This window comes from Streptomyces sp. NPDC001135 (assembly GCF_053598395.1).
Window position 1 is genome coordinate 1 of sequence record NZ_JBSFKD010000061.1, and the last position, 20,509, is coordinate 20,509.

The 20,509-nt window shown below is 73.1% G+C and carries 15 protein-coding genes and 1 pseudogene; 8 read left to right on the forward strand and 8 right to left on the reverse strand.

Annotated features, from left to right (window positions below; translation table 11 throughout):
- A pseudogene (locus ACWC94_RS40925) lies at positions 1–196 on the reverse strand (hypothetical protein); the annotation flags it as partial.
- Positions 197–203: 7 nt separating this feature from the next.
- On the opposite strand from ACWC94_RS40925, the gene ACWC94_RS40930 reads away from it, so the two are divergent.
- From ACWC94_RS40930 to ACWC94_RS40940, 3 genes are read left to right on the forward strand one after another with little or no spacing between them, the layout of a single operon-like run.
- Entirely contained in the window at positions 204–419 is a 216-nt protein-coding gene (locus ACWC94_RS40930) for a phosphopantetheine-binding protein (protein ID WP_450802727.1), read from the forward strand.
- On the forward strand, positions 416–1,210 hold the full coding sequence (locus tag ACWC94_RS40935; RefSeq protein WP_450802697.1) for a thioesterase II family protein: 795 nt from the start codon (positions 416–418) through the stop codon (positions 1,208–1,210). Before ACWC94_RS40930 ends, ACWC94_RS40935 begins: the two co-directional genes overlap by 4 nt.
- The gene (locus ACWC94_RS40940) at positions 1,207–2,541 is read left to right on the forward strand and encodes an MFS transporter (RefSeq protein ID WP_450802698.1); all 1,335 of its coding nucleotides are present in this window, start codon (positions 1,207–1,209) and stop codon (positions 2,539–2,541) included. The genes ACWC94_RS40935 and ACWC94_RS40940 overlap by 4 nt, the downstream gene beginning before the upstream one ends.
- On the opposite strand, the gene ACWC94_RS40945 is transcribed toward ACWC94_RS40940, so the two are convergent.
- Positions 2,441–3,154 (reverse strand): 4'-phosphopantetheinyl transferase family protein, encoded by a 714-nt coding sequence (locus ACWC94_RS40945; protein ID WP_450802700.1) that lies wholly within the window; start codon positions 3,152–3,154, stop codon positions 2,441–2,443. The two genes, ACWC94_RS40940 and ACWC94_RS40945, sit on opposite strands and share 101 nt — an antisense overlap.
- Positions 3,155–3,303: 149 nt before the next feature.
- Between ACWC94_RS40945 and ACWC94_RS40950 the strand changes: the two genes are divergently transcribed.
- On the forward strand, positions 3,304–4,662 hold the full coding sequence (locus ACWC94_RS40950; protein WP_450802702.1) for a cytochrome P450: 1,359 nt from the start codon (positions 3,304–3,306) through the stop codon (positions 4,660–4,662).
- Positions 4,663–4,719: 57 nt separating this feature from the next.
- Here the strand turns inward: ACWC94_RS40950 and ACWC94_RS40955 are convergent, their stop codons facing one another.
- The 4 genes from ACWC94_RS40955 to ACWC94_RS40970 form a co-directional block, all read right to left on the reverse strand.
- Entirely contained in the window at positions 4,720–6,429 is a 1,710-nt protein-coding gene (locus ACWC94_RS40955) for an AMP-binding protein (protein ID WP_450802703.1), read from the reverse strand.
- Positions 6,426–11,168, reverse strand: coding sequence for an amino acid adenylation domain-containing protein (locus tag ACWC94_RS40960; protein ID WP_450802704.1), 4,743 nt, complete (start codon positions 11,166–11,168; stop codon positions 6,426–6,428). Before ACWC94_RS40960 ends, ACWC94_RS40955 begins: the two co-directional genes overlap by 4 nt.
- A 55-nt stretch (positions 11,169–11,223) precedes the next feature.
- A complete protein-coding gene (locus tag ACWC94_RS40965) occupies positions 11,224–12,072 on the reverse strand; it encodes an SDR family NAD(P)-dependent oxidoreductase (protein WP_450802706.1) in 849 nt (282 codons plus the stop codon).
- Between the two features lie 84 nt (positions 12,073–12,156).
- Positions 12,157–13,332, reverse strand: a complete 1,176-nt coding sequence (locus ACWC94_RS40970) for an MFS transporter (protein ID WP_450802707.1) — start codon at positions 13,330–13,332, stop codon at positions 12,157–12,159.
- 169 nt (positions 13,333–13,501) lie between these two features.
- Here ACWC94_RS40970 and ACWC94_RS40975 point away from each other — a divergent pair, with 169 nt between their 5' ends.
- From ACWC94_RS40975 to xdhC, 4 genes are all read left to right on the forward strand, one after another.
- A complete protein-coding gene (locus ACWC94_RS40975) occupies positions 13,502–13,630 on the forward strand; it encodes a hypothetical protein (protein WP_450802708.1) in 129 nt (42 codons plus the stop codon).
- 627 nt (positions 13,631–14,257) lie between these two features.
- Complete coding sequence (locus ACWC94_RS40980; protein WP_450802710.1) at positions 14,258–15,721, forward strand: xanthine dehydrogenase small subunit; 1,464 nt, start codon at positions 14,258–14,260, stop codon at positions 15,719–15,721.
- Positions 15,718–18,180: a xanthine dehydrogenase molybdopterin binding subunit gene (gene xdhB, locus ACWC94_RS40985; RefSeq protein WP_450802712.1), complete on the forward strand. Its 2,463-nt coding sequence runs from the start codon at positions 15,718–15,720 to the stop codon at positions 18,178–18,180. Before ACWC94_RS40980 ends, xdhB begins: the two co-directional genes overlap by 4 nt.
- 1 nt (position 18,181) lies before the next feature.
- Positions 18,182–18,988 carry a xanthine dehydrogenase accessory protein XdhC gene (xdhC, locus tag ACWC94_RS40990; RefSeq protein ID WP_450802714.1) on the forward strand — a complete coding sequence of 269 codons (807 nt, stop codon included), beginning with the start codon at positions 18,182–18,184 and terminating at the stop codon, positions 18,986–18,988.
- 159 nt (positions 18,989–19,147) lie between these two features.
- On the opposite strand, the gene ACWC94_RS40995 is transcribed toward xdhC, so the two are convergent.
- Positions 19,148–20,218: an FKBP-type peptidyl-prolyl cis-trans isomerase gene (locus ACWC94_RS40995; RefSeq protein ID WP_450802716.1), complete on the reverse strand. Its 1,071-nt coding sequence runs from the start codon at positions 20,216–20,218 to the stop codon at positions 19,148–19,150.
- Positions 20,219–20,226: 8 nt separating this feature from the next.
- A complete protein-coding gene (locus tag ACWC94_RS41000) occupies positions 20,227–20,454 on the reverse strand; it encodes a hypothetical protein (RefSeq protein ID WP_450802718.1) in 228 nt (75 codons plus the stop codon).
- Between the last annotated feature and the right edge of the window lie 55 nt (positions 20,455–20,509).

Consider the following 20,509-nt stretch of genomic DNA (forward strand, 5'->3'; position numbering starts at 1 on the left):
GGTGGCATGCGGCGAGCCAGTCGGCGGCCTGCTCCGCTGTGGGCCGGAGGGCCGGGTCCTTGGCGAGCAGACGTAGTACGTAGTCGGAGAGTCCCGTCGCGCCCCCGGCTGCCGCCGCGCCCGCCGAGCCCGTCGCGCCCGTCGCGCACGAGCGGTCCGCACCGCCCGGGGGCCGGACCGCGGGGCAGGACGTCACGGCGGTCCTGGAAGAGGTCTGGCAGGCCGCGCTCGGCGTGCAGGCCGTCGGACACGGCGAGGACTTCTTCGCCCTGGGCGGTGACTCCCTCAGCGCCGTCGGCCTGATCGCCGAGGTCAGGGACCGGCTGGGCGTCGAGCTGAGCATCGGCGTGCTGTTCGAGTTCCCGACGATCGAGGCACTCGCGGGTGAGCTGCGCCGCCAGGCGGGGGAGGGCCGGTGACCGCGACGCCGCCCGGGACTTCGAACCCGGCACCGACTCCGGCGCCCTCCGGTGACGAACACTGGGTGGTGCGCGGTGAACGGCGTACGGCCGCCCGGGTGCGGCTGTACTGCTTCCACCACGCGGGGGGCACCGCCGCCGAGTTCAGCCGCTGGCACCGCTACCTGCCCGAGGACGTCGACGTCTGCGCCGTGCAGCTCCCCGGCCGCGGCGCCCGGGCCAGGCAGGCACCGCACACCCGGATGGGGCCCCTGACGGAGGAACTCACCGGACAGATCCGCACCGACCTGCCGACCGTCTTCTTCGGCCACAGCTTCGGCGCCCTGGTCGCCTTCGAGGTGGCCCGCGCCCTGGCGGCGGCCGGGCGTCCGCTGCCCCGCCACCTGTTCCTCTCCGCGCGTCCCGCGCCCGGGCTGGTGGCGTACGAGGGACGCATCCACGACCTGCCCGAGGAGGAGTTCCTGAAGGTCGTGGACCGCCGGCACGGCGGGGTGCCGGCGGAACTGCGCGACCACCCCGAGCTGCGCGATCTCGTGCTGCCGTACTTCCGGGCCGACTACGAGGTCCTGGAGACGTACCGGGAGACGTTTCGGGCCCCCGGTGCCGGGCCGCTCGCGGTGCCCGCGACCGTGCTGGGCGGCACGGACGACCCGATCCCCCTCACCCAGCTGGAGGCCTGGCGAGAGGAACTGTCCGGCCCGTTCTCGGTGCGCATGTTCCCCGGCGACCACTTCTACCTCCGTCCCTGGCGTACGGCCGTGACCGGCCTGATCCGCGAGGTGACGGGGTGAGCACGGACGGCCGGGCGGCCTCCCGCCGGCGGCTGGGGGCCCCGTACGAACTCCTGCTGTTCGCGTTCGTCGTGTCGGGGCTGGGCAACTGGATCTACCGGCTGGCGCTGCCGCTGATGGTGTTCGAGCTGACCGGCTCGGCGCTGAACACAGCCGTGGTGTACGCGCTGGAGTACGCGCCGCTGCTGGTGCTCTCCCTGCCCGGCGGGGTGTTCGCCGACCGGTTCGACCGCCGGCGGATCCTGGTCGTCGGGGACCTGACGGCGACGGCGCTGGCCGGGCTGCTCGCGCTCGTGGTGACATCGGGCACCTCCTCCGTGCTGCTGGTGTACGCACTCGCGTTCCTGCTGGCGTGCGTGGAGCCGCTGTACTACCCGGCCTTCCAGGGGCTGGTGCCGCGCCTGGTGCGGGACCAGGACCTGGAACGCGCCAACTCCTGGATGCAGATGGGCGACAACCTGATGAGCCTCGCCGGCCCGGCCGTGGCCGGCGTGCTCATCGCCGCTCTCGGCTACCAGGGGGCGGTCTGGGCCGACGCGGCCACGTTCGCCGTGTCCGGCCTGGCCATCCTGACGATCGGACGGGGCACGAGCGGGTCCGCGGGACCGTGCCCGTCCCCGGACGAGGGCGCGCCGGAGCGCCGCGAGCTGCTGGGCGAGATCAAGGACGCGCTGGTCCACATCGGCCGCGACAACCGGGTCCTGCTGAGCGGCGCCACCCTGTTCGCCCTCGCCAACCTGGGCACCTGGATGGTGCAGGCGAACCTCGTCTACTACCTCAGTGACTACCACGGGATGTCGTCGGCCCTCATCGGGGTGGTCCTGGCGGCACAGGGGGCGGGGGCGGTGCTGGGGGCGGCGGTCTGCCCGTGGCTGGGCCGGCGCTTCGCGCCGGGCCGGATCGTCATCGCGGGAACGGTGCTCGCGGGCGCCGGGATCGTGGCACTGGTCGCGGTGCGGGACGTCGTCGGCATCTCGGTGCTGTGGGCCCTGATCTACGGGATCGGTACGGTCAACATGGTCGCCTGGTTCGTCCTGCGCCAGCGGACCGTGCCGCCGGAGCTCCTCGGCCGTGTCGTCGCCACGACCCGGATGCTCGCGTTCATGTCGATCCCGGTCGCCTCGATCCTGGGCGGTGTGCTGGAGCAGCACTGGCACAACATGTACCTGATCATCGCGCTGGCCGGCGGGCTGCGGCTCCTCGTCGGCCTCGGGGCGCTGGCCTCCCCGCTCAACTCGTGGGCCGGGTACCGGGCTCCGGGTGCCGTGGCGGGGCGGGTACGACGACGGCGACGACCAGCAGCCGCGGGGAGGCGGTCCAACGCCCCGTGAACGAGCGGGGGGACGCCGCGGCCCGGCCGCCGTCCCCGGCCGCCGGCGTCCGCGCGTGCACCTCGGCGTGGAAGGCCCCGGTCTCCCGGTCGATGTCCACCGACGCGTCGAGGAAGCCGATCCGGCGCAGCGTCATCGGGTACCAGGCCTTGTACACGGCCTCCTTGGCGCAGAACAGCAGCCGGTCCCAGCACGTCGCCGGATCGGCCGCGTGCAGCGCGGCCAGCCGCTGCCGCTCCTCCGGCCGGACGACGCCGCGGACCACCCGGCGCGGCAGCGGGGCGTGGGGCTCGGCGTCGATGCCCACCGCCCGCGCCGCGGAGCGGGGGGCGACCGCCGCCGCCCGGTACCCGAGCGTGTGCGTCATGCTGCCGACCACGCCCTGAGGCCAGCACGGCGCCCCCTGCCCGTCCGGCAGCAGCGGCGCGGGCGCGACGCCCAGTTCGGCGAGGGCGCGCCGGGCGCAGTGCCGGACCGTGGCGAACTCCCGCCGCCGCTCCTCGTGCCGGATCCGCGCCAGCACCTCCCGTTCCTCGGGCAGCAGCACGCACTCCGGTGCGTCGCGGAACGCCTCGGCGCACACGACCGGGGCGGGCAGAATCGGTCCGAGCATGTGAGGACCCTAGCCGCAGGCGGCCGGAAGGATGCGACGGCGCACGCTCGTCATGTCCGTCGGACGCCCCGGCTGCTAGCGTGAACCACACGACCGGCTGTGCGGACCACATGGCCGCCCAGCCTTGCTTTTCAAGGGGGAAACAGGCGATGTCGAGCAGTATTGACGGCGCGTCAGCGATACCGGCGGCCACACACCGGCCGGCCCGAGGGAGGCGGCCGCCCGGCCTGCGGCTGCCCGCGACCGTGCAGACCCTGCTCTTCGCTCAGTACCGCCACCACCTGTTCCCGGTGCTGCGCCGCCGCTACGGGGACGTGTTCACCCTCAGGCTGACCACACCCACCCGGCACCTGGTCATCCTCAGCCGCCAGGAGGACATCAAGACGGTCTTCGGCGGCCCGGTGGAGGTCCTGCACGCCGGCGAGGGCAACGCCATCATGGGCCCGGCCCTCGGCGACCACTCGGTGCTCCTCACCGACGAGGGCGAACACCGCCGTTCGCGGCGGCTGTTGATGCCCGCCTTCACCGGTGCGGCCCTGGCCGGCTACCGGGAGATGGTGACCGCCCTGACCAAGGCGGAGGTGGAACGCTGGCCGGAGGACCGGGTGATCAGCGTGCACCGAAGGATGCAGGCGCTCACCCTGGAGGTCATCCTCCAGGTCGTGTTCGGCGTGACCGACGAGGCCCGGCTGGCGCAGATGCGTCCGCTGGTGCGCGGCATCGCCGACATCGGCCCGGTGACCCTGCTGGGCCTGCCGTACCCGCTGCTCCAGCGCATCGGTCCGTGGCGCCGGCACACCTCCATGCAGCGCCGCCTGGACGCGCTGCTGTACGAGGAGATCGCCGGCCGCCGTGGCTCCGCGGACCTGCACAGCCATACCGACGTCCTGTCGCGCCTGCTGCAGCAGGCGGAGAACGAGGAGGGCGGTGGCTTCACCGACGCCGAGCTGCGCGACCAGCTGATCACCCTGCTCCTGGCCGGACACGAGACGACCGCCACGGGCCTGGCCTGGGCCGTGCACGAACTGATCCGCAACCCCGAGCAGTTGGGCAGGGCGCGGCGCGCCGCCGACGAGGGCGACGAGGCGTATCTGACGGCGGTCGCCAAGGAGGGCCTGCGGCTCAAGCCCGTGGTGTACGAGGTGGCCCGGCAGCTCACCCGCCCGCTGGAGGTCGGCGGATACCGGATTCCGGCGGGTGCCACCGTGATGCCCGCGATCGGGCTGGTCCAGTCCGACCCGGCCTACCACGACCAGCCGGACGCGTTCCGCCCCGAGCGGTTCCTCGACGGCCAGCCGCCCGCCCACACCTGGATCCCGTTCGGCGGCGGCGCCCGCCGCTGCATCGGCGCGGGCTTCGCACTGCTGGAGGCGCAGGTGGCGCTGCGTGAGATCCTCTCGCGTTACGACATCCGGCCGGACGACCCGGCCCCCGAGCCGCAGAAGGCCCACCACGTCACGCTGATCCCCGCCCGGGGCGCACGGGTCGTGGTGACCCGGCGCCGCTGACGGACAGCGGCCCGCCCGCCCGGGTGACCGGGCGGGCGGGCCGGGCGGCGGCTGCGGTCAGCGGACGGTCTCCGCCAGCACCCGCAGCCGTCCCGCCAGATAGCCCTCCCGGCACCGTCCGCGCTGGACCTTGCCGGAGGAGGTGCGCGGGATCGAGCCGCGCTCCAGGACGACCACCTTGTCCGGGGCGTGGCCGAGCTGCTCGCGCAGCCTGAGCATCACCCGGTCGGCGAGGCCGTCGTACCCGTCGTCGACGCCTTCCCGGGGCTCCAGAGCGACGATCATCCGTTCGGTCTCCGGCACCGGGAACGCCGCGCACGCGGGCCGTACGCCCTCCACGGCGGCGGCCACGTGCTCGTAGTCCTCCGGGTAGAGGTTGCGGCCCCCCACGATGATCATGTCCTTGAGCCGCCCGCACACCACCAGGCCGCGTTCGGTGCGGTAGCCGAGGTCGCCGGTGCGCAGCCAGCCGTCGCCGAGGACCTCGGCGGTCGCCTCCGGATCCTGCCAGTACCCCGTCATCACGGACGGGCTGCGCACCCAGATCTCGCCGACCCGGCGGTCGTCGAGGGCCTTGCCGTCCGCGTCCCGGATCTCGGCCTCCACGCCCGGCACGGGCCGGCCGCACACCGCGAGGGCCCGCGCGTCCGGATCCCCGGCCGGGACCGGCCGGGCCACCCCGTCCCGCTGCAGCTCCCGCCGGGACACATGGTCCCAGGCGATCGGCTCGCCGACCTCGCCCATGGCCACCGCCAAGGTCGCCTCGGCCAGGCCGTACATGGGGGTGACGGCCTCCGGCCGCAGCCCGTGGCGGGCACCGGCCCGGGTGAACCGCTCCAGGGGCCCGGACCGGATCGGCTCCGCGCCGTCCCCGCAGACCTCCAACGCGGACAGGTCGAGGTCCCGGGGCCGTTCGGTCATGCTCTGCGCGGCGAGGCCGTAGGCGAAGTTGGGCGCGACCGTGCTGGTGGCCCGGTACGCGGACAGCGCGTCCACCCAGGAATCGGGGCGGGCGAGGAAGTCCTGGGGTGCCTGGAGCACCAGCTTGATGCGGTAGGCCATGGCCGCCAGCGTGGAGATCAGCCCCATGTCGTGGTAGAGCGGCAGCCAGCTCACATGGACGCTCCGCTCCCGGTCCAGCCGCAGCCGTTCGCAGCACACCGCCGCGTTGGTCAGCATCTGCCGGTGGGTGAGCGCGACGGCCCGCGGCAGGCCCGTGGTGCCCGACGTGAACTGGAGGTACGCCAGGTCGTCGGGGCCCACCGGGACCGGACCGGTGCTCTCCTCGCGCGAGGCGGCCAGCTCCCCGCAGGTCAGCACCGTCCGGCCGCCGGTGACCCGGCTGGTGACGAAGTCGCCGAACGAGTCGGCGACCACGACGCACCGCGCGTCGACATGGTCCAGCCGCCGGCCGACCTCTTCGACGAAGTCCGGCAGGTCGGACAGCCGGTGCGGCAGCGGCAGGATCACCGGCACCGCCCCCGCCCGCCACACCCCGAACAGGCTGAGCAGGAACCCGGGCGAGGTGGACGACACGATCGCCACCCGGTCCTGCCGTTCCACCCCGGCCTTCGCCAGCCCGGCGGCCACCCGCCGCGCCCCGGAGGCCAGCAGCGCGTACGGCAGTGGCACCGCCGACAGCCGGCGGTCCACCACGGTGATCCCGCGCGGCGTGGCCGCGGCGAGCTCCAGTACCTCGGGCACGGTGACCGCGCCGAACATCTCCTCCGGACGCGGGTGGTCCACGATGTGTGCTCCCTTGTTCATACGGCGCTCCGCGCGAGCGCGTGCAGTTCCGCGACGAAGCGGTCGGCGAGGGCGCGGATCGTTTCCTCGCGGTGCAGATGGCGGCTGTAGGTCCACACCAGCCTCAGGGCGTCCCCGGACGCCATCGCCATGAGGTCGAGCGTCCGGGTCCGGTGGCCCGCGCCGCTGCGGTGGTGGCCGAACGACTCCACGACCGGCCGGGCGCCGCCGGTGAAGTACTCGCTGACGTCGCCCCAGTAGTTGAACCCGATCTCCGGTGCCGGGACGCGGGCCAGCCGCTCCCGCACCTCCGGGTCCGGGTGCAGATACCTGAGCAGGCCGTAGCCGTCACCCTGGTGCGGTGTCTCGCGGATCCGGTCACGCACCGACGCGAGGTCGCCCGCGGGCAGCAGCAGCGGTGACAGCGTGGAGAAGCGGCCGACGGTGCGCGTGACGTCGAGCGCGCCGAACGCCCGCCGTCGGCCGTGTCCCTCGACCTCCACCAGCGTCTCCGGCTCGCCCGTCCAGGCGGTCACCGCCCGCGCGAGGGCCGTGAGCAGCACCTCGCGGATCTCGACGCCGTGTTTCCGCGGCAGCCCGGACACCACGGCCGCCGCGGTGTCGCCGGTGACCTCCGCGAAGAGGCGTACCGCCGACTCCTGGGAGTTGGGGCCGAGGCGGTGGTCGACCGGCAGGGGAGCGGGGGAGAGCTGGGCGAGCCGGGTCCAGTGCGGCAGTTCGGCGGCGAGCTCGGCGCTCGCCGCCTGGATCCGCAGCTGCTCCGCGCACAGCGGAAGCGAGGCGGTCTTGCCCGGCAGCACCGGCCGTTCGCCCCCCGCGAGCGCCGTGTAGGCGGTGCGCAGATCCTCGTGGAAGATCCGGGAGGCGTAGTAGTCCATGACCAGCCAGTGCGCGCTGACGAGCAGCCGGGGGCGCCGGTGCGGGCCCAGGTCGAACTGCGTGAGCTGGACGGTCCGCCCGGCCGCCGGGTCCAGTCCGCCGTTGCGGTGCGCGGCATGGCGGGCGATCTCGGCCTCGACGCGGTCGTCGGGGACCTCGCCCAGATCGACCAGCGTCACCCGCGAGTCCTCCACCGGCTCGGCGCCCGGCAGCTCCGCGTGCCAGCCGTCACCGTCGCGGACGAACCGGGCGCGCAGGCCGTCGTGGTGGGCGAGCACGGTGTCGAGGGCGGCGCGCAGCGCACCGGTCTCCATCGGCCGGTCCAGTTCGAAGACCGGCCACATGCCGTTCCAGTGGTGGGCGTCGGCGAACTCCTGGGAGAAGAACCACAGCTGGCTCGGTGACAGCCCGGCCCGGCCGGTGACCTCGCTCCGGTCCGCGGCGGTCGCCGGCAGGGCCGTCGCGGCATCCGCCTGCTCGGCGACGGTCTGGTGCGCGTAGAAGTCGGCGATCGTCAGCCGCAGTCCCTCGTCGGCGACCCGGGCGACGGCCCGGACCACGAGCAGGGAGTCGCCCCCCAGCGCGAAGAAGTTGTCGTGGCGGCCGATCCGGTCCGCCGGCAGCACCGCCGCCCAGGCCCGGGCGAGCGCCTCCTCCACGGGCGTCGCCGGCGGTTCCTGGCCCGCGCCCGCGGCCGTCGGCGGGGCGGGCAGCGCACGCCGGTCCAGCTTGCCGTTGGGCCCTGTCGGCAGCCGGTCGAGGAGGACCACGGCCGACGGGACCATGTACGCCGGGAGTTTCCCGGCGAGATGGCCGCGCAGTTCGGTCTCGGCCGGGGCGGACCCGTCCTCGGGCACGACATAGGCGACGAGCCGCTTGCCGTCCCGCGCCACCACCGCGGCCGACCGCACACCGGGATGCCCGCCGAGCACGGCCTCGATCTCGCCCAGCTCGATCCGGTGACCGCCGATCTTCACCTGGAAGTCGTCCCGGCCGAGCAGTTCCACCGTGCCGTCCGGCAGATACCGGCCGAGGTCGCCCGTGCGGTACAGCCGCTCCCCGGTCGCCGGATGGCCGATGAACCGCTCCGCGGTCCGCTCCGGGTCGTCCCAGTACCCCAGGGCGACGCCGGCGCCGCCGATGAACAGTTCGCCCGTGACGTGGTCGGGCTGGTCGGCCAGCTCCGCGTCCAGCACATGGAAGGTCTGGTTCCGCAGCGGGGTGCCGTAGGGGATGCTGGTCCACGCGGGGTCGATCCGGTCGATCGGGTGCCAGATCGACCAGATCGCCGCCTCGGTGGCGCCGCCCAGACTCACCAGCCGGGGTGTGCCCGAGGCGACGGCCCGGACCCGTCCCGGCAGGGAGAGCGGGATCCAGTCGCCGCTCAGCAGCGCCGTGCGCACGGTCGGGGGGAAGGCCGCGCCCTGCCGCTCGCAGTGCTCGACCAGCAGCTCCAGCAGCGGCGGCACGCTGTTCCACAGCGTCACCCGGTGTTCCTCGGCCAGCCGCAGCCAGCGGGCCGGATCACGGGACTCGTCCGGGGCGGGCAGCACCAGGGCCCCGCCGGCCCCCAGCACACCGAAGACGTCGTACACGGACAGGTCGAAGCTCAGCGAGGACAGCCCGAGCACGCGGTCCCGCGGACCGACGCCGAACCGCTCGTCGATGTCCTGGACGGTGTTCGCCGCGGCGCGGTGACTGGTCATCACCCCCTTGGGCCGCCCGGTCGATCCCGAGGTGAAGATGACGTAGGCGAGGTCGTCCGGTCCGGTGGCGGGCGGCTCCACCGGCGTGTCCGGCACGTCCGGCCACGGCTCGTCCCCCACCACCAGCGCGGTGACGCCCGGCGGCACCGTCACACCCGGCTGGGTGAGCACGACATCGGCCCGGCCCGCCGCCACGAGCTGCGTGACACGGTCCGGCGGCAGGCCCGCGTCCACCGGCAGATACGCGGCGCCGGCACGCAGCACGCCCAGCGCGGCGACGACCTGCTCCCAGCCCTTGTGCATCAGGACGGCGACCAGGGTGTTCGCACGGCCCGCCCCCAGCGCGCGCAGGCGCCGCGCCACCTGGTGTGCGCGCCGGTCCAGCTCGCCGAAGGTCAGCGTCCGGGCGGCGGTGATCACGGCAGGGGCCTCGGGATCCTGCGCGGCCCTCCGGTCCAGTGCCGTGTGGAGCAGTTCGTCCGGCAGCGGCCCCTGGGTGTCGTTCACCGCCGCGCGTACGGCGGCCTGCCCCGGCGGCAGCAGCACCGGACCCGGGTCCTCGCCCTCCGCGGCCCGCTCGAGGAGCTCCAGGTACGCGGCGAACATGGCGTCGAGCACGCCCCCGGGGAACACGTCCTCCACCGCGTCCCAGCTGACGACCAGGTCCCCGCCGCGCGCCACGACCTGGTTGTCGAGGTAGACCTGCGGTGTCTGGGACAGGGCGTGGCCGGTCTCGAACAGGATGCCCTCCAACCCGCCGAGCCCGTCCTCCTCGCGCAGCAGTGCCGTGAACACCACGGGCATCCGCGCCTGTGCCGGGTCGCCGCGGCGGGCCAGCTCGCGCTGCACCTCGACCCCGCTGAACCGGGCGTGTGCCAGGTCCTGCAGGAGGCGCGCCTGCAGCCTCCCCGCGGCCGTGCCCAGATTCGGTGCGCCGCCGAGGTCGCACTCCAGCAGCACGGTGCTGGTGAAGTCGCCGACGATCCGGTCGATGTCGGGGTGCACCCGGGGACGGTCGGCGAGCGTGAGGTTGAGGGTGAACCGGCAGGTGCGGCTCCAGGTGCGCAGCACCTGCGCGTAGGCCGCGCACAGCAGCACCGACGGGGTGACGCCGAGGGTGTTGGCGCGGTCCCGAAGGCGCCGCCACACGTGGCCGGGCAGGCGCCGCTCCCGGCGGACGAAGACCGGCGGCCCGTCGTGGTCGACGGCCCGTACGGGCAGTTCGGGCGCCGGAGGAAGGGTGTCGAGCCGGTCGAACCAGTAGGCACGGGCCCGGTCGTGGCCGGGCTGTGCGCGGTGGGCGGCGAGGGCTTCGACGTGGTCCCGGAAGGTGAGGTCCGGCGCCGGGCCGGCCGAGGCGGGGTCGAGGACCAGCCGGATCCATTCGGCCATCAGGATCTGGATGCTGCCGGCGTCCGCGAACAGCAGGTCGATGCTCACATGAAGGCGGAGGCGTCCGCCGGGCAGGCGGTGCGTGCGCATCTCGTACAGCGGCCAGGTGTGCGGGTCGAAGACCTGGGCCGACATCTCGTCGCGGGTCTCCCGCAGCCGGGCCTCGCACTCCTGCTCACCGAGCTCGCCGAGGTCGGCGTGGCGGATCCGGTAGTACGGGACCTCCGGCATCATGCGCTGGCGGCCGTCGGGGAGCAGGACCGCCCGCAGCATGCCGTGGCGGTCGACGAGGAGGTTGAACGCCTTCTCCACCTGGTCGGGTTCGGCCGCGAACAGGTCGAGCTCCCCGTAGAAGTGCGCGGAGCGCCCTCCGAGGTCGAAGCCGCGGCTGCCCAGCCAGTACGCCTGCTGGACCTCGGTCAGCGGGAACGGCTCGTGGGCGCGCTCGGGCGCGGGGACCAGCGGCGGCACCGGGCCGTCGCCGGTGCGGTGGTTGCGCACGGCGTCGGCGACCGTCTCCAGCGTGCAGCGGCCGAAAAAGACCTCCAGCGGCACGTCGGAGCCGTACTCCGCGTCGAGCGCGGCCTTGAGGGCGACCGCTCCGAGCGATTCGAGGGCCAACGGCTCGCCCGGATCGCGTGGTTGGTCATGGCCGGGGTCGATCCCCGCGAGCAGCTCACGCGCCCGGGTCAGGATCTCGTCACGGCCGGGCGCGGACCCGGAACAGTGTTCGGATATGGATATGTCGGATTTCTCGGTCATTACAGTCCCCCCGTTGGCGGCCGGCCGATCAGGCCGGACCCCCTAGCGTGACCCGCTAGGGTGTTCTGTCTTCTTCGTTTCGTACCGGTGTGTGCGCGTCGGCGACCCTGCGCAGATAGGAATGGACGCCGCCCACCCGGGCGATCCAGGAGGTCAGCCGGGGCGAGACCGCGCTCACCACGTCCGCGATCCGCTCCGTGACGGGAGCGACGGTGACCTCCACCCGGTTCTGGCGGACGCATGTCAGCACCGCGCGCGCCACGTCGTCCGGCGTCACCCGGCCGAGCAGCACGGGGCGTCGGCCTCCGGTCCAGCCCGACGAGATGCCCACGTCCGCGATCAGTGTCGGGTACACGGCCGAGACACCCACGCCGGTGCCGCGCAGTTCCTCACGCAGGGACCAGGTGAATCCGACCAGGCCGTGTTTGGCGGAGGAGTTGACGGTGGCGTACGGGTAGGCCGTACGCCCTCCGACGGAGCCGATGTTGACGATGTGTCCACGGCCGGCCGCGAGCATGTCGGGCAGCACCAGCCTGGTCATGGCCTCGGCGCCGAACAGGTTCACCAGGAGCATCCTCCTGATCGTCTCGACCGGCACGTCCTGGAACCGGGCGACGCGCTCGACCGCGGCGTTGTTCACCAGCAGCGCCGGCGCGCCGAGTTCCGCGCGGACCGTCTCGACGACACGCCGCTGTGCCTCCTCGTCGGACACGTCGGCGGGGACGACGAGCGGCTTGGTGCCGTGCCGCCGCGCGATCTCCTCGGCAGTGGCACGCAGCCCGTCCTCGGACCTCGCGACCAGCGCGAGCCGCACACCGGCCGCGGCCAGGTGCTGTGCGATGTACGGGCCGACGCCACGCGACGCCCCGGTGACGATCCCCACCGCGTCCCTCAGCTCACGCATGCGTGTCCTCCGCCGTACCGGTCACTTCCCCGAGCGGCCGCTTCACCGCGGCCCCCTGTACCGCGGTCCTGTACCGCCGCCCCGTCATCGTCCGGGCACCTCGGACACCCCGGACGCCTCGGGTGCCGCGGACCGGCCCCCCGACACGGCCTGCACCACGACCGCAGCGGTGCACAGCGCGGCCCCGGTCAGTGGCACGGCCCCGATCCCGACGCGGTCGATCACCGCCCCGCCGACCACTCCGGACAGCCCGATGCCGAGGTAGAGGGCCGAGGCGTTGAGGGCCAGCAGCAGACCGCCCGCACCGGGTGACAGCTCGATCAGCCGTCGCTGCACCGGTGGGTTGAACGCCCAGCTGGACACGCCCCACGCGAACAGCAGCACCGTCGCGAGGACCGTACCGTGCGCCACGGACAGGGCCGCGAGCGCCAGGACGCTGCCGGACACGGACACCAGGAGCGGCACCCGCCAGCCGTACCGGTCGGCGGCGACACCTCCGACGACGTTGCCGAGGGCGCCGCCGATTCCGTACCCGAACAGCAGCAGGCTCAGGCCGGTGCCGTGCGCCCCCACCCGGTCGGCCAGGACCGGCGCCGCATAGGTGTAGACGGTGAACACCCCGAGGCTCGCGGCCAGCGTGATCGCCAGCACCACCAGCACCCGCGCGTCCGCCGCGACCCCGACACGCTCCCGCAGCGTCACCCGCGGCGGCGCGGCCACCTCGGGCACCACCACGGCGACGGCCACCGCGGCGAGCGCGCAGAACGCGGCCACCAGCCAGAAGACGCCCCGGTAGCCCAGTGGTCCGGCGAGCAGCGACCCGGCCGGTACCCCGACGATCGTGGCCGTCACCAGTCCGCCGAACACCCACGCCGCCGCACGTGCCCTGCGTTCGGGCCCGCTCAGCTCGGCCGCCGCGGCGGTGGCTGCCGGGGTGAACACCGCGGCACCGACCGCCGTGACGATCCGCGCGGCCAGCAGCACCCCCAGGCCCGGTGCCACGGCGGCCAGCGCGTTGCCGGCGGCGCACACGAGCAGCGCGCCGACGATCAGCCGCCGCCGGGGCCATCCGCCCATCGCCACGGCGAGCAGCGGAGAACCGATCGCGTACGCCACGGCGAACGACGTGGCGAGCAGTCCGGCCGTGGACAAGGAGACGGAAAGCTCGGAACTGAGGTCCGGGAGCACACCGGTGACGATGTATCCACTCGTCCCCACCGCGAACGCCCCGAGCGCGAGTGTCGAGATCCTGCCCAACACGAAAGGAACCCCCTGCGCCCCGATGGTCATGGGTCGGACTGGTCGTGGGACGCGTCGTGAGGGCGCACACGACGCGGAACCGTGCACCACCCTCCCACACCAACAAGTCGCAGGCCAACGGCCTTTCCGAGCCAAGATCCGCACGGTTTTGGACGGATTGCCGCCCGGTGTGCGGAGGCTGTTACGGTCCGGCCGGATCGTCTTCCTGCGGACGCGTCATGCCGGAGCCACCGTCGAGGCGCCGATCTCCCGGGGCACCCTGTGGAACGGCACGACGGCCCGGCTCGTCGCCCAGTGAGGTGCCGTCACCTCGTTCCCGGAACCCGGGCACGGCGACCGTACCTGTCCTTCGAGCCGCTGTGCCGTCAGGCCGAACCCGCGACGGGACGGGACATCCATGCCACCTGGCACCCCTGCGTCTGCCGGACGCCGGACGCCGGGCCGTGGCGCGGGGACGCGGGGTGCGGCGAAGTAGACGGGGGGCCGTGCAGGGACCACGGACCGCACCGCCAGGCGGCGGCTCCTCGCCCGGAAACCGCCGCGCGCGGAGGAACCACCGGTTGACCCCCTCCGCCGCCGGACGCCGACCTCTTGACCTGTGTCGCCCCAGCCACTAGCTTGCGGTAGCCGATCCATCACTACCGAAAGGAGGCGACCAGCGGATGTACACCAGCTCTGATCTCGGTCGCCTCGCCCAGAGCACGGTCTGGGTTCCGGGTCGGATCGCGCACGGCTGCTGAGCACGCCGTTCTGATGTGCCCGTCCGTGGCACATTCGGGGATTCCCGTCACCACCTTCCGGCACGTCGCTGTCGCGTGCCGTTCTGCGCCCGCTTCTCTCACGTGGCGCGTCTGAACACAGAAAGCTGCCTGGAATTGGCGAACATGTTGAATCGACCGATCACACACCGGATTGAAGGCCCGTCATGGTAGGGGCGCGGATCACGGTCAACGGGAAAGAAACACCGATCTCCCCGGCTGCGCCCCACACCACAGTGCTGGACTTCCTGCGCGAGCGTGGCCTCACCGGCACCAAGGAGGGCTGCGCCGAGGGTGAATGCGGCGCCTGCTCGGTCCTGGTGGCCCGTCCCGGAGTGAACAAGCCCACCGACTGGGTGGCGGTCAACGCCTGCCTGGTCCCGGTCGCGGCGCTCGACGGTCAGGAGGTCATCACCTCCGAAGGTCTCGCCACCGCGGGCGAACCGGGCACGCCGCCCGCCTTGCACCCGGTGCAGGAGGAGATGGCGGTCCGCGGCGGCTCCCAATGCGGTTACTGCACCCCGGGATTCGTCTGCAGCATGGCCGCCGAGTACTACCGGCCGAACCGCTGCGCGCATGCGGACGCGGCCGACAGCACCGACGCCGAGCACGGTCCGAACGGCTTTGACCTGCACGCGCTGAGCGGAAACCTGTGCCGCTGCACCGGCTACCGCCCCATTCGCGACGCCGCGTTCGCCGTCGGTGTGCCCACCGACGAGGACCCGTTGGCGCAGCGTCGCGACCAGACCCCGCCCGCACCGGTCGCCACCGAGTACATCCAGGACGACAGCGCGTTCCTGCGGAAGAGCACCCTGGCCGAGACGCTGCGGTTGCTGCGCGAGCGGCCCGACGCGGTGGTGGTCGCCGGCTCCACCGACTGGGGCGTCGAAGTGAACATCCGGTCCCGCCGGGCGGATTGCGTGGTCGCCATCGACCGGCTGTCCGAACTGCGGGAGCTGCGCGTCGCAGCCGACCACATCGAGATCGGGGCGGCGCTGACACTCACCGAGATCGAACGCCGCCTCGACGGCGACGTCCCGCTGCTGGCACAGCTGTTCCCGCAGTTCGCATCCCGGCTCATTCGCAACAGCGCGACCTTCGGCGGCAACCTGGGCACCGGATCCCCCATCGGTGACAGCCCGCCGACGCTGCTCGCACTGGAGGCATCGGTGGTGCTGGCCGACGCCGACGGTGAGCGTGAGGTCCCGCTGGCGGACTACTTCACCGGCTACCGGCAGAGTGTGCGCAGGCCCGGTGAGCTGATCCGCGCGGTGCGCATCCCGCTGCCGCTGTCGCCGGTCGTGGCCTTCCACAAGATCGCCAAGCGGCGCTTCGACGACATCTCCAGCGTGGCCGTCGCCTTCGCGCTCGACATCGAGGACGGAGCCGTCCGCAAGGCGCGCATCGGCCTGGGCGGCGTGGCCGCCACCCCGATCCGCGCCCTCGCCACCGAGGCGGCCCTGGAGGGCAGGCCCTGGTCGGCGGAGACCATCGAGGCCGCGGCCCGGGTGCTGCGGGCCGAGGGCACGCCGATGAGCGATCATCGCGCCAGCGCCGACTACCGCTCCGCGATGCTCGGCCAGAGCCTGCTGAAGCTGTACGCGCAGACCACCGAGGCGGTGTCGTCATGAGTCATTTGTCCGAGCGCCCCGAGAAGCCCGTCGTCGGTGTCTCGATGCCGCACGAGAGTGCCTACCTGCACGTCACCGGCACCGCGCTCTACACCGACGACCTGGTCCAGCGCACCAAGGACGTGCTGCACGCGTACCCGGTCCAGGTCATGAAGGCCCACGGCAGGATCACCGCGCTGCGCACCGGGCCCGCGCTCGCCGTGCCCGGCGTGGTCCGCGTCCTCACCGGCGCCGACGTGCCCGGCGTCAACGACGCCGGGATGAAGCACGACGAACCGCTGTTCCCCGACGAGGTCATGTTCCACGGCCACGCGGTCGCCTGGGTGCTCGGCGAGACCCTGGAGGCGGCCCGGCGAGGTGCGGCGGCCGTCGAGGTGGAACTCGACGAACAGCCCTCCGTGATCACACTGCAGGACGCGATCGCGGCGGGCAGCTACCACGGCGCCCAGCCCCTGATGGAGACCGGCGACATCGACGCCGGCTTCGCCGACTCCGCGCACGTGTTCACCGGCGAGTTCCAGTTCTCCGGCCAGGAGCACTTCTACCTCGAGACGCACGCGGCGCTGGCCCAGGTGGACGAGAACGGGCAGGTGTTCATCCAGAGCAGCACCCAGCACCCGTCGGAGACCCAGGAGATCGTCTCGCACGTGCTCGGGGTGCCCGCCCACGAGGTGACGGTGCAGTGCCTGCGGATGGGTGGCGGCTTCGGCGGCAAGGAGATGCAGCCGCACGGGTTCGCGGCCGTCGCCGCGCTCGGCGCCAAGCTGACCGGACGGCCGGTCCGGTTCCGGCTCAACCGGACGCAGGACCTGACCATGTCCGGCAAGCGGCACGGGTTCCACGCCACGTGGAAGATCGGCTTCGACGCCGACGGCCGCATCCAGGCCCTGGACGCCACCCTGACCGCGGACGGCGGCTGGAGCCTGGACCTGTCCGAGCCGGTACTGGCCCGCGCGCTGTGCCACATCGACAACACCTACTGGATCCCCAACGCGCGCGTCGCCGGCCGCATCGCCAAGACCAACACGGTCTCCAACACCGCCTTCCGCGGCTTCGGCGGACCGCAGGGCATGCTGGTGATCGAGGACATCCTGGGCCGCTGCGCACCGCGGCTCGGCCTGGACCCCATGGAGCTGCGGGAACGCAACTTCTACCAGCCGGGCCAGGGCCAGACGACACCGTACGGACAGCCGGTCACCCAGCCCGAACGGATCTCCACCGTCTGGCGGCAGGTGCAGGACGACGCCGGCGTCGCCGACCGCAAGCGTGAGATCGCCGCCTTCAACGCCGCGCACCCGCACACCAAGCGGGCCCTCGCGATCACCGGCATCAAGTTCGGCATCTCCTTCAACCTCACCGCCTTCAACCAGGGCGGCGCGCTGGTGCTGATCTACAAGGACGGCTCCGTCCTGATCAACCACGGCGGCACCGAGATGGGCCAGGGCCTGCACACCAAGATGCTGCAGGTGGCCGCGACCACGCTGGGCATCCCGCTGCACAAGGTCCGGCTCGCCCCGACGCGCACCGACAAGGTGCCCAACACCTCGGCCACCGCCGCCAGTTCCGGGGCGGACCTCAATGGCGGGGCGGTGAAGAACGCCTGCGAGCAGTTGCGTGAGCGGCTGCTGCAGGTGGCCGCCACCCAGCTGGGCGCGAACGCCTCGGACGTGCGCATCGTCGAGGGCGTCGCGCGCGCCCTCGGCAGCGACAAGGAGCTGGCCTGGGACGACCTGGTGCGCACCGCGTACTTCCAGCGGGTGCAGCTGTCGGCAGCCGGTTTCTACCGGACCGAGGGGCTGCACTGGGACGCGAAGACGTTCCGGGGCTCGCCGTTCAAGTACTTCGCCCACGGCGCCGCCGCGACCGAGGTCGAGGTGGACGGCTTCACCGGCTCCTACCGCATCCGGCGGGTGGACATCGTGCACGACGTCGGCGACAGCCTGTCCCCGATGATCGACATCGGTCAGGTCGAGGGCGGTTTCGTGCAGGGCGCGGGCTGGCTGACGCTCGAGGACCTGCGCTGGGACACCAGTGCCGGGCCGCACCGCGGCCGGCTGCAGACCCAGGCCGCGAGCACCTACAAGCTGCCGAGCTTCTCGGAGATGCCCGAGGAGTTCAACGTCACGCTGCTGGAGAACGCGACCGAGGAGGGCGCGGTCTACGGGTCGAAGGCGGTGGGCGAGCCTCCGCTGATGCTGGCGTTCTCGGTGCGCGAAGCGCTGCGGCAGGCCGCCGCCGCGTTCGGGCCGAACGGGGTCAGCGTCGAGCTGGCCTCGCCCGCGACGCCGGAGGCGGTGTACTGGGCGATCCAGACGGCTCGCCAGAGCGGTGCCTCCCGCAACGGGCAGGCCCCGGGCGCGCTCGCCGCGAACGGAGACACCGCGAACGGACACACCGCGAACGGGCATGCCGCCGGCGACAAGGTCCCGGCCGATGCGAACGCGCTGAACGGTGCCTGACATGACGTGGATCGCCGCGGTCGCACGGTTGCGGGCACGCCGGGAGCCCGGCGTGCTGGTGACCGTCGCGACCGTGCGCGGCCATGCCCCGCGCGACGCCGGTGCCAAACTCGTCGTGGGGCGGACCGAGACATGGGGCTCGATCGGCGGCGGCAATGTCGAGGCCGTCGCGATCGACCGGGCCCGGGAGATGATCGCCGTGTCCAAGCCGGAGCCGGAACTGATCGATTTCGCCCTGAACGACAAGGTGACCAACCAGCACGGCGTGCAGTGCTGCGGCGGTACGGTCTCGGTGCTGCTCGAACCGCTGCCGGTGGTACGGGCGGTGGCGATCTTCGGCGTCGGGCACGTCGGGCTGGAACTGGCGCGCATCCTGGCACGTCAGGACATCGACCTCCACCTGATCGACTCGCGCTCCGACGTCCTCGCCGAGGAGCGGCTCGGCGTGCTGGCGGACGCGGTGGCGCAGGTGCGTGTGCATCACACGCCGCTGTTGCCCGAGGAGGTGCTGGAGGAGTTGCCGCGCGGCACCCACATCCTGATCATGACCCACGATCACGCCGAGGACGCCGCTCTGTGCGACGCCGCCTTGCGTACGACCCATCTCGGGACCATCGGGCTGATCGGGTCGGCGGCCAAGTGGGTGCGGTTCCGCAAACGCCTCGCCACCGAGGGCGGTCACGACGAGGCCACCATCGACCGGATCAAGACTCCGATCGGCCTGGCCGACATCACCGGCAAGGAACCCGCGACGATCGCCCTGAGCGTCGCCGCAGATCTGCTGCGCACCTTCGAAACCGAGAACTGACTCTCCACCCCGATCGACAGGGTGCCCCGCGCTTCGTGCTGACGAACGGACGCGGGGCACCCTGCCTTCGCGAGGGGACCCTCGATGGGGCGGGGCCCCGCGAGCGGCGCCCCGGCACGGATCACGTGGTGATCGCAGCCGCCCTGCCCCGGCCGGGAGTTACGCCGCCGCCAGGATGTCGATCACGCAGACCAATGAGGCGCCCGCGGGAATTCCCTTCGGCGGACGGGCCCCATAGGCCTGGTCGGGCGGGAGCACCAGGAGCAGCCGGCTGCCCACTCGACTGCCCACCAGCGCCTTGTCCCAGCCCTTGAGCACATTGCCGCGCCCGATCACGACCGCGAGCGGGCCGCCGCCGGCCGCCGAACTCTGGGCCAGCGCGGCCCGGTCCTTGCCGCGCTCGGTCTGCCAGACGGCCGAGGAGTACTGCAGCACCACCGTCTGACCGGCCTTCACGACCGGTCCGCCGCCCGTCACGAGCGGGGCGGTGACCGCGTGCCGCGGCGCGTCGCGGTCGGGCACCGCGATGGCGGCCGTGCCCCGCGCGTGGTCGGGGCCGACCTGCGGCAGCGAGCCGGCCAGGGCACGCTGGTCACCCGGGACGAGCGCGTGCGCGGCGACGACGTTCACCACGTCCACCACGAAGACCACCGTGTCCTTGCCCGACACCCCGAGGCGGGCCGCACCGGTCTGGCCGTAGGCCGCCGCCGGCGGGGCGACGACGAGCACCCGGCTCCCGGCCCGCTGCCCGGCGACCGCCCGGTCGAGCGCGGGGAGCGTGGCGCCCCGGCCCACGGCGAACACCAAGGGGTGCGCGCCCTTGTCGTACGGGCCGGGCAGGGTCCGGCCGGTGCGCCACACCTTGGCCGTGTACCTGACGACGGCGACGTCTCCCGTGTGTGCCGCCCGCCCGTCCCCCCTGAGCTGGGGGGCGACGACGAACCGTCCGCTCGGGCGGGTCTTGGGCACAGTGATCGAGGCCCGCTGCCCGAATCGCCCGGAGACCGTCGGCAGCACCGTGTCGGTCGGCTCGGCCGCGGGTACCGGCCGGGCCCGCGGGGTCGGAGCGCTCGGCGCGGCCATCGGACGGTGCCAGCCGTCTGCGGAGCCGTGGGTGTGCGCGGTGCCGCCGCTGCAGCCCGAGAGGGCGAGGACGCAGCCGGCGAGCGGAGCGGCGAGGAGGCGCCACGTCGCTGTTCCACCCCGGCGGTGGTGAGGGCGGTCGTTCATTTTTCCCTTCATTTCTCCCACAGGTAGACCTTCTTGTGGTTCTTGCGTCCGCCGAACAGGAGGAGGGCGACAATCGCTGTGGGCCCGAAGAACAGCGCGGCGAAGCTCCAGTCGCGGTGGTCCGCCCCCTTTCGGCGGGCGATGCGAGAGGCGGCCACGGAGCATCCGATGTTCAGCGCGAGGCAGAGGACGCCCAGCAGGATCCGGACCGGATCGTGTGAAACGGAGATTCCCATGATTCCTCGAGAGCTCGACTCGCGACCGCCACCGGGCAGGGTGGGCAGTGACGCC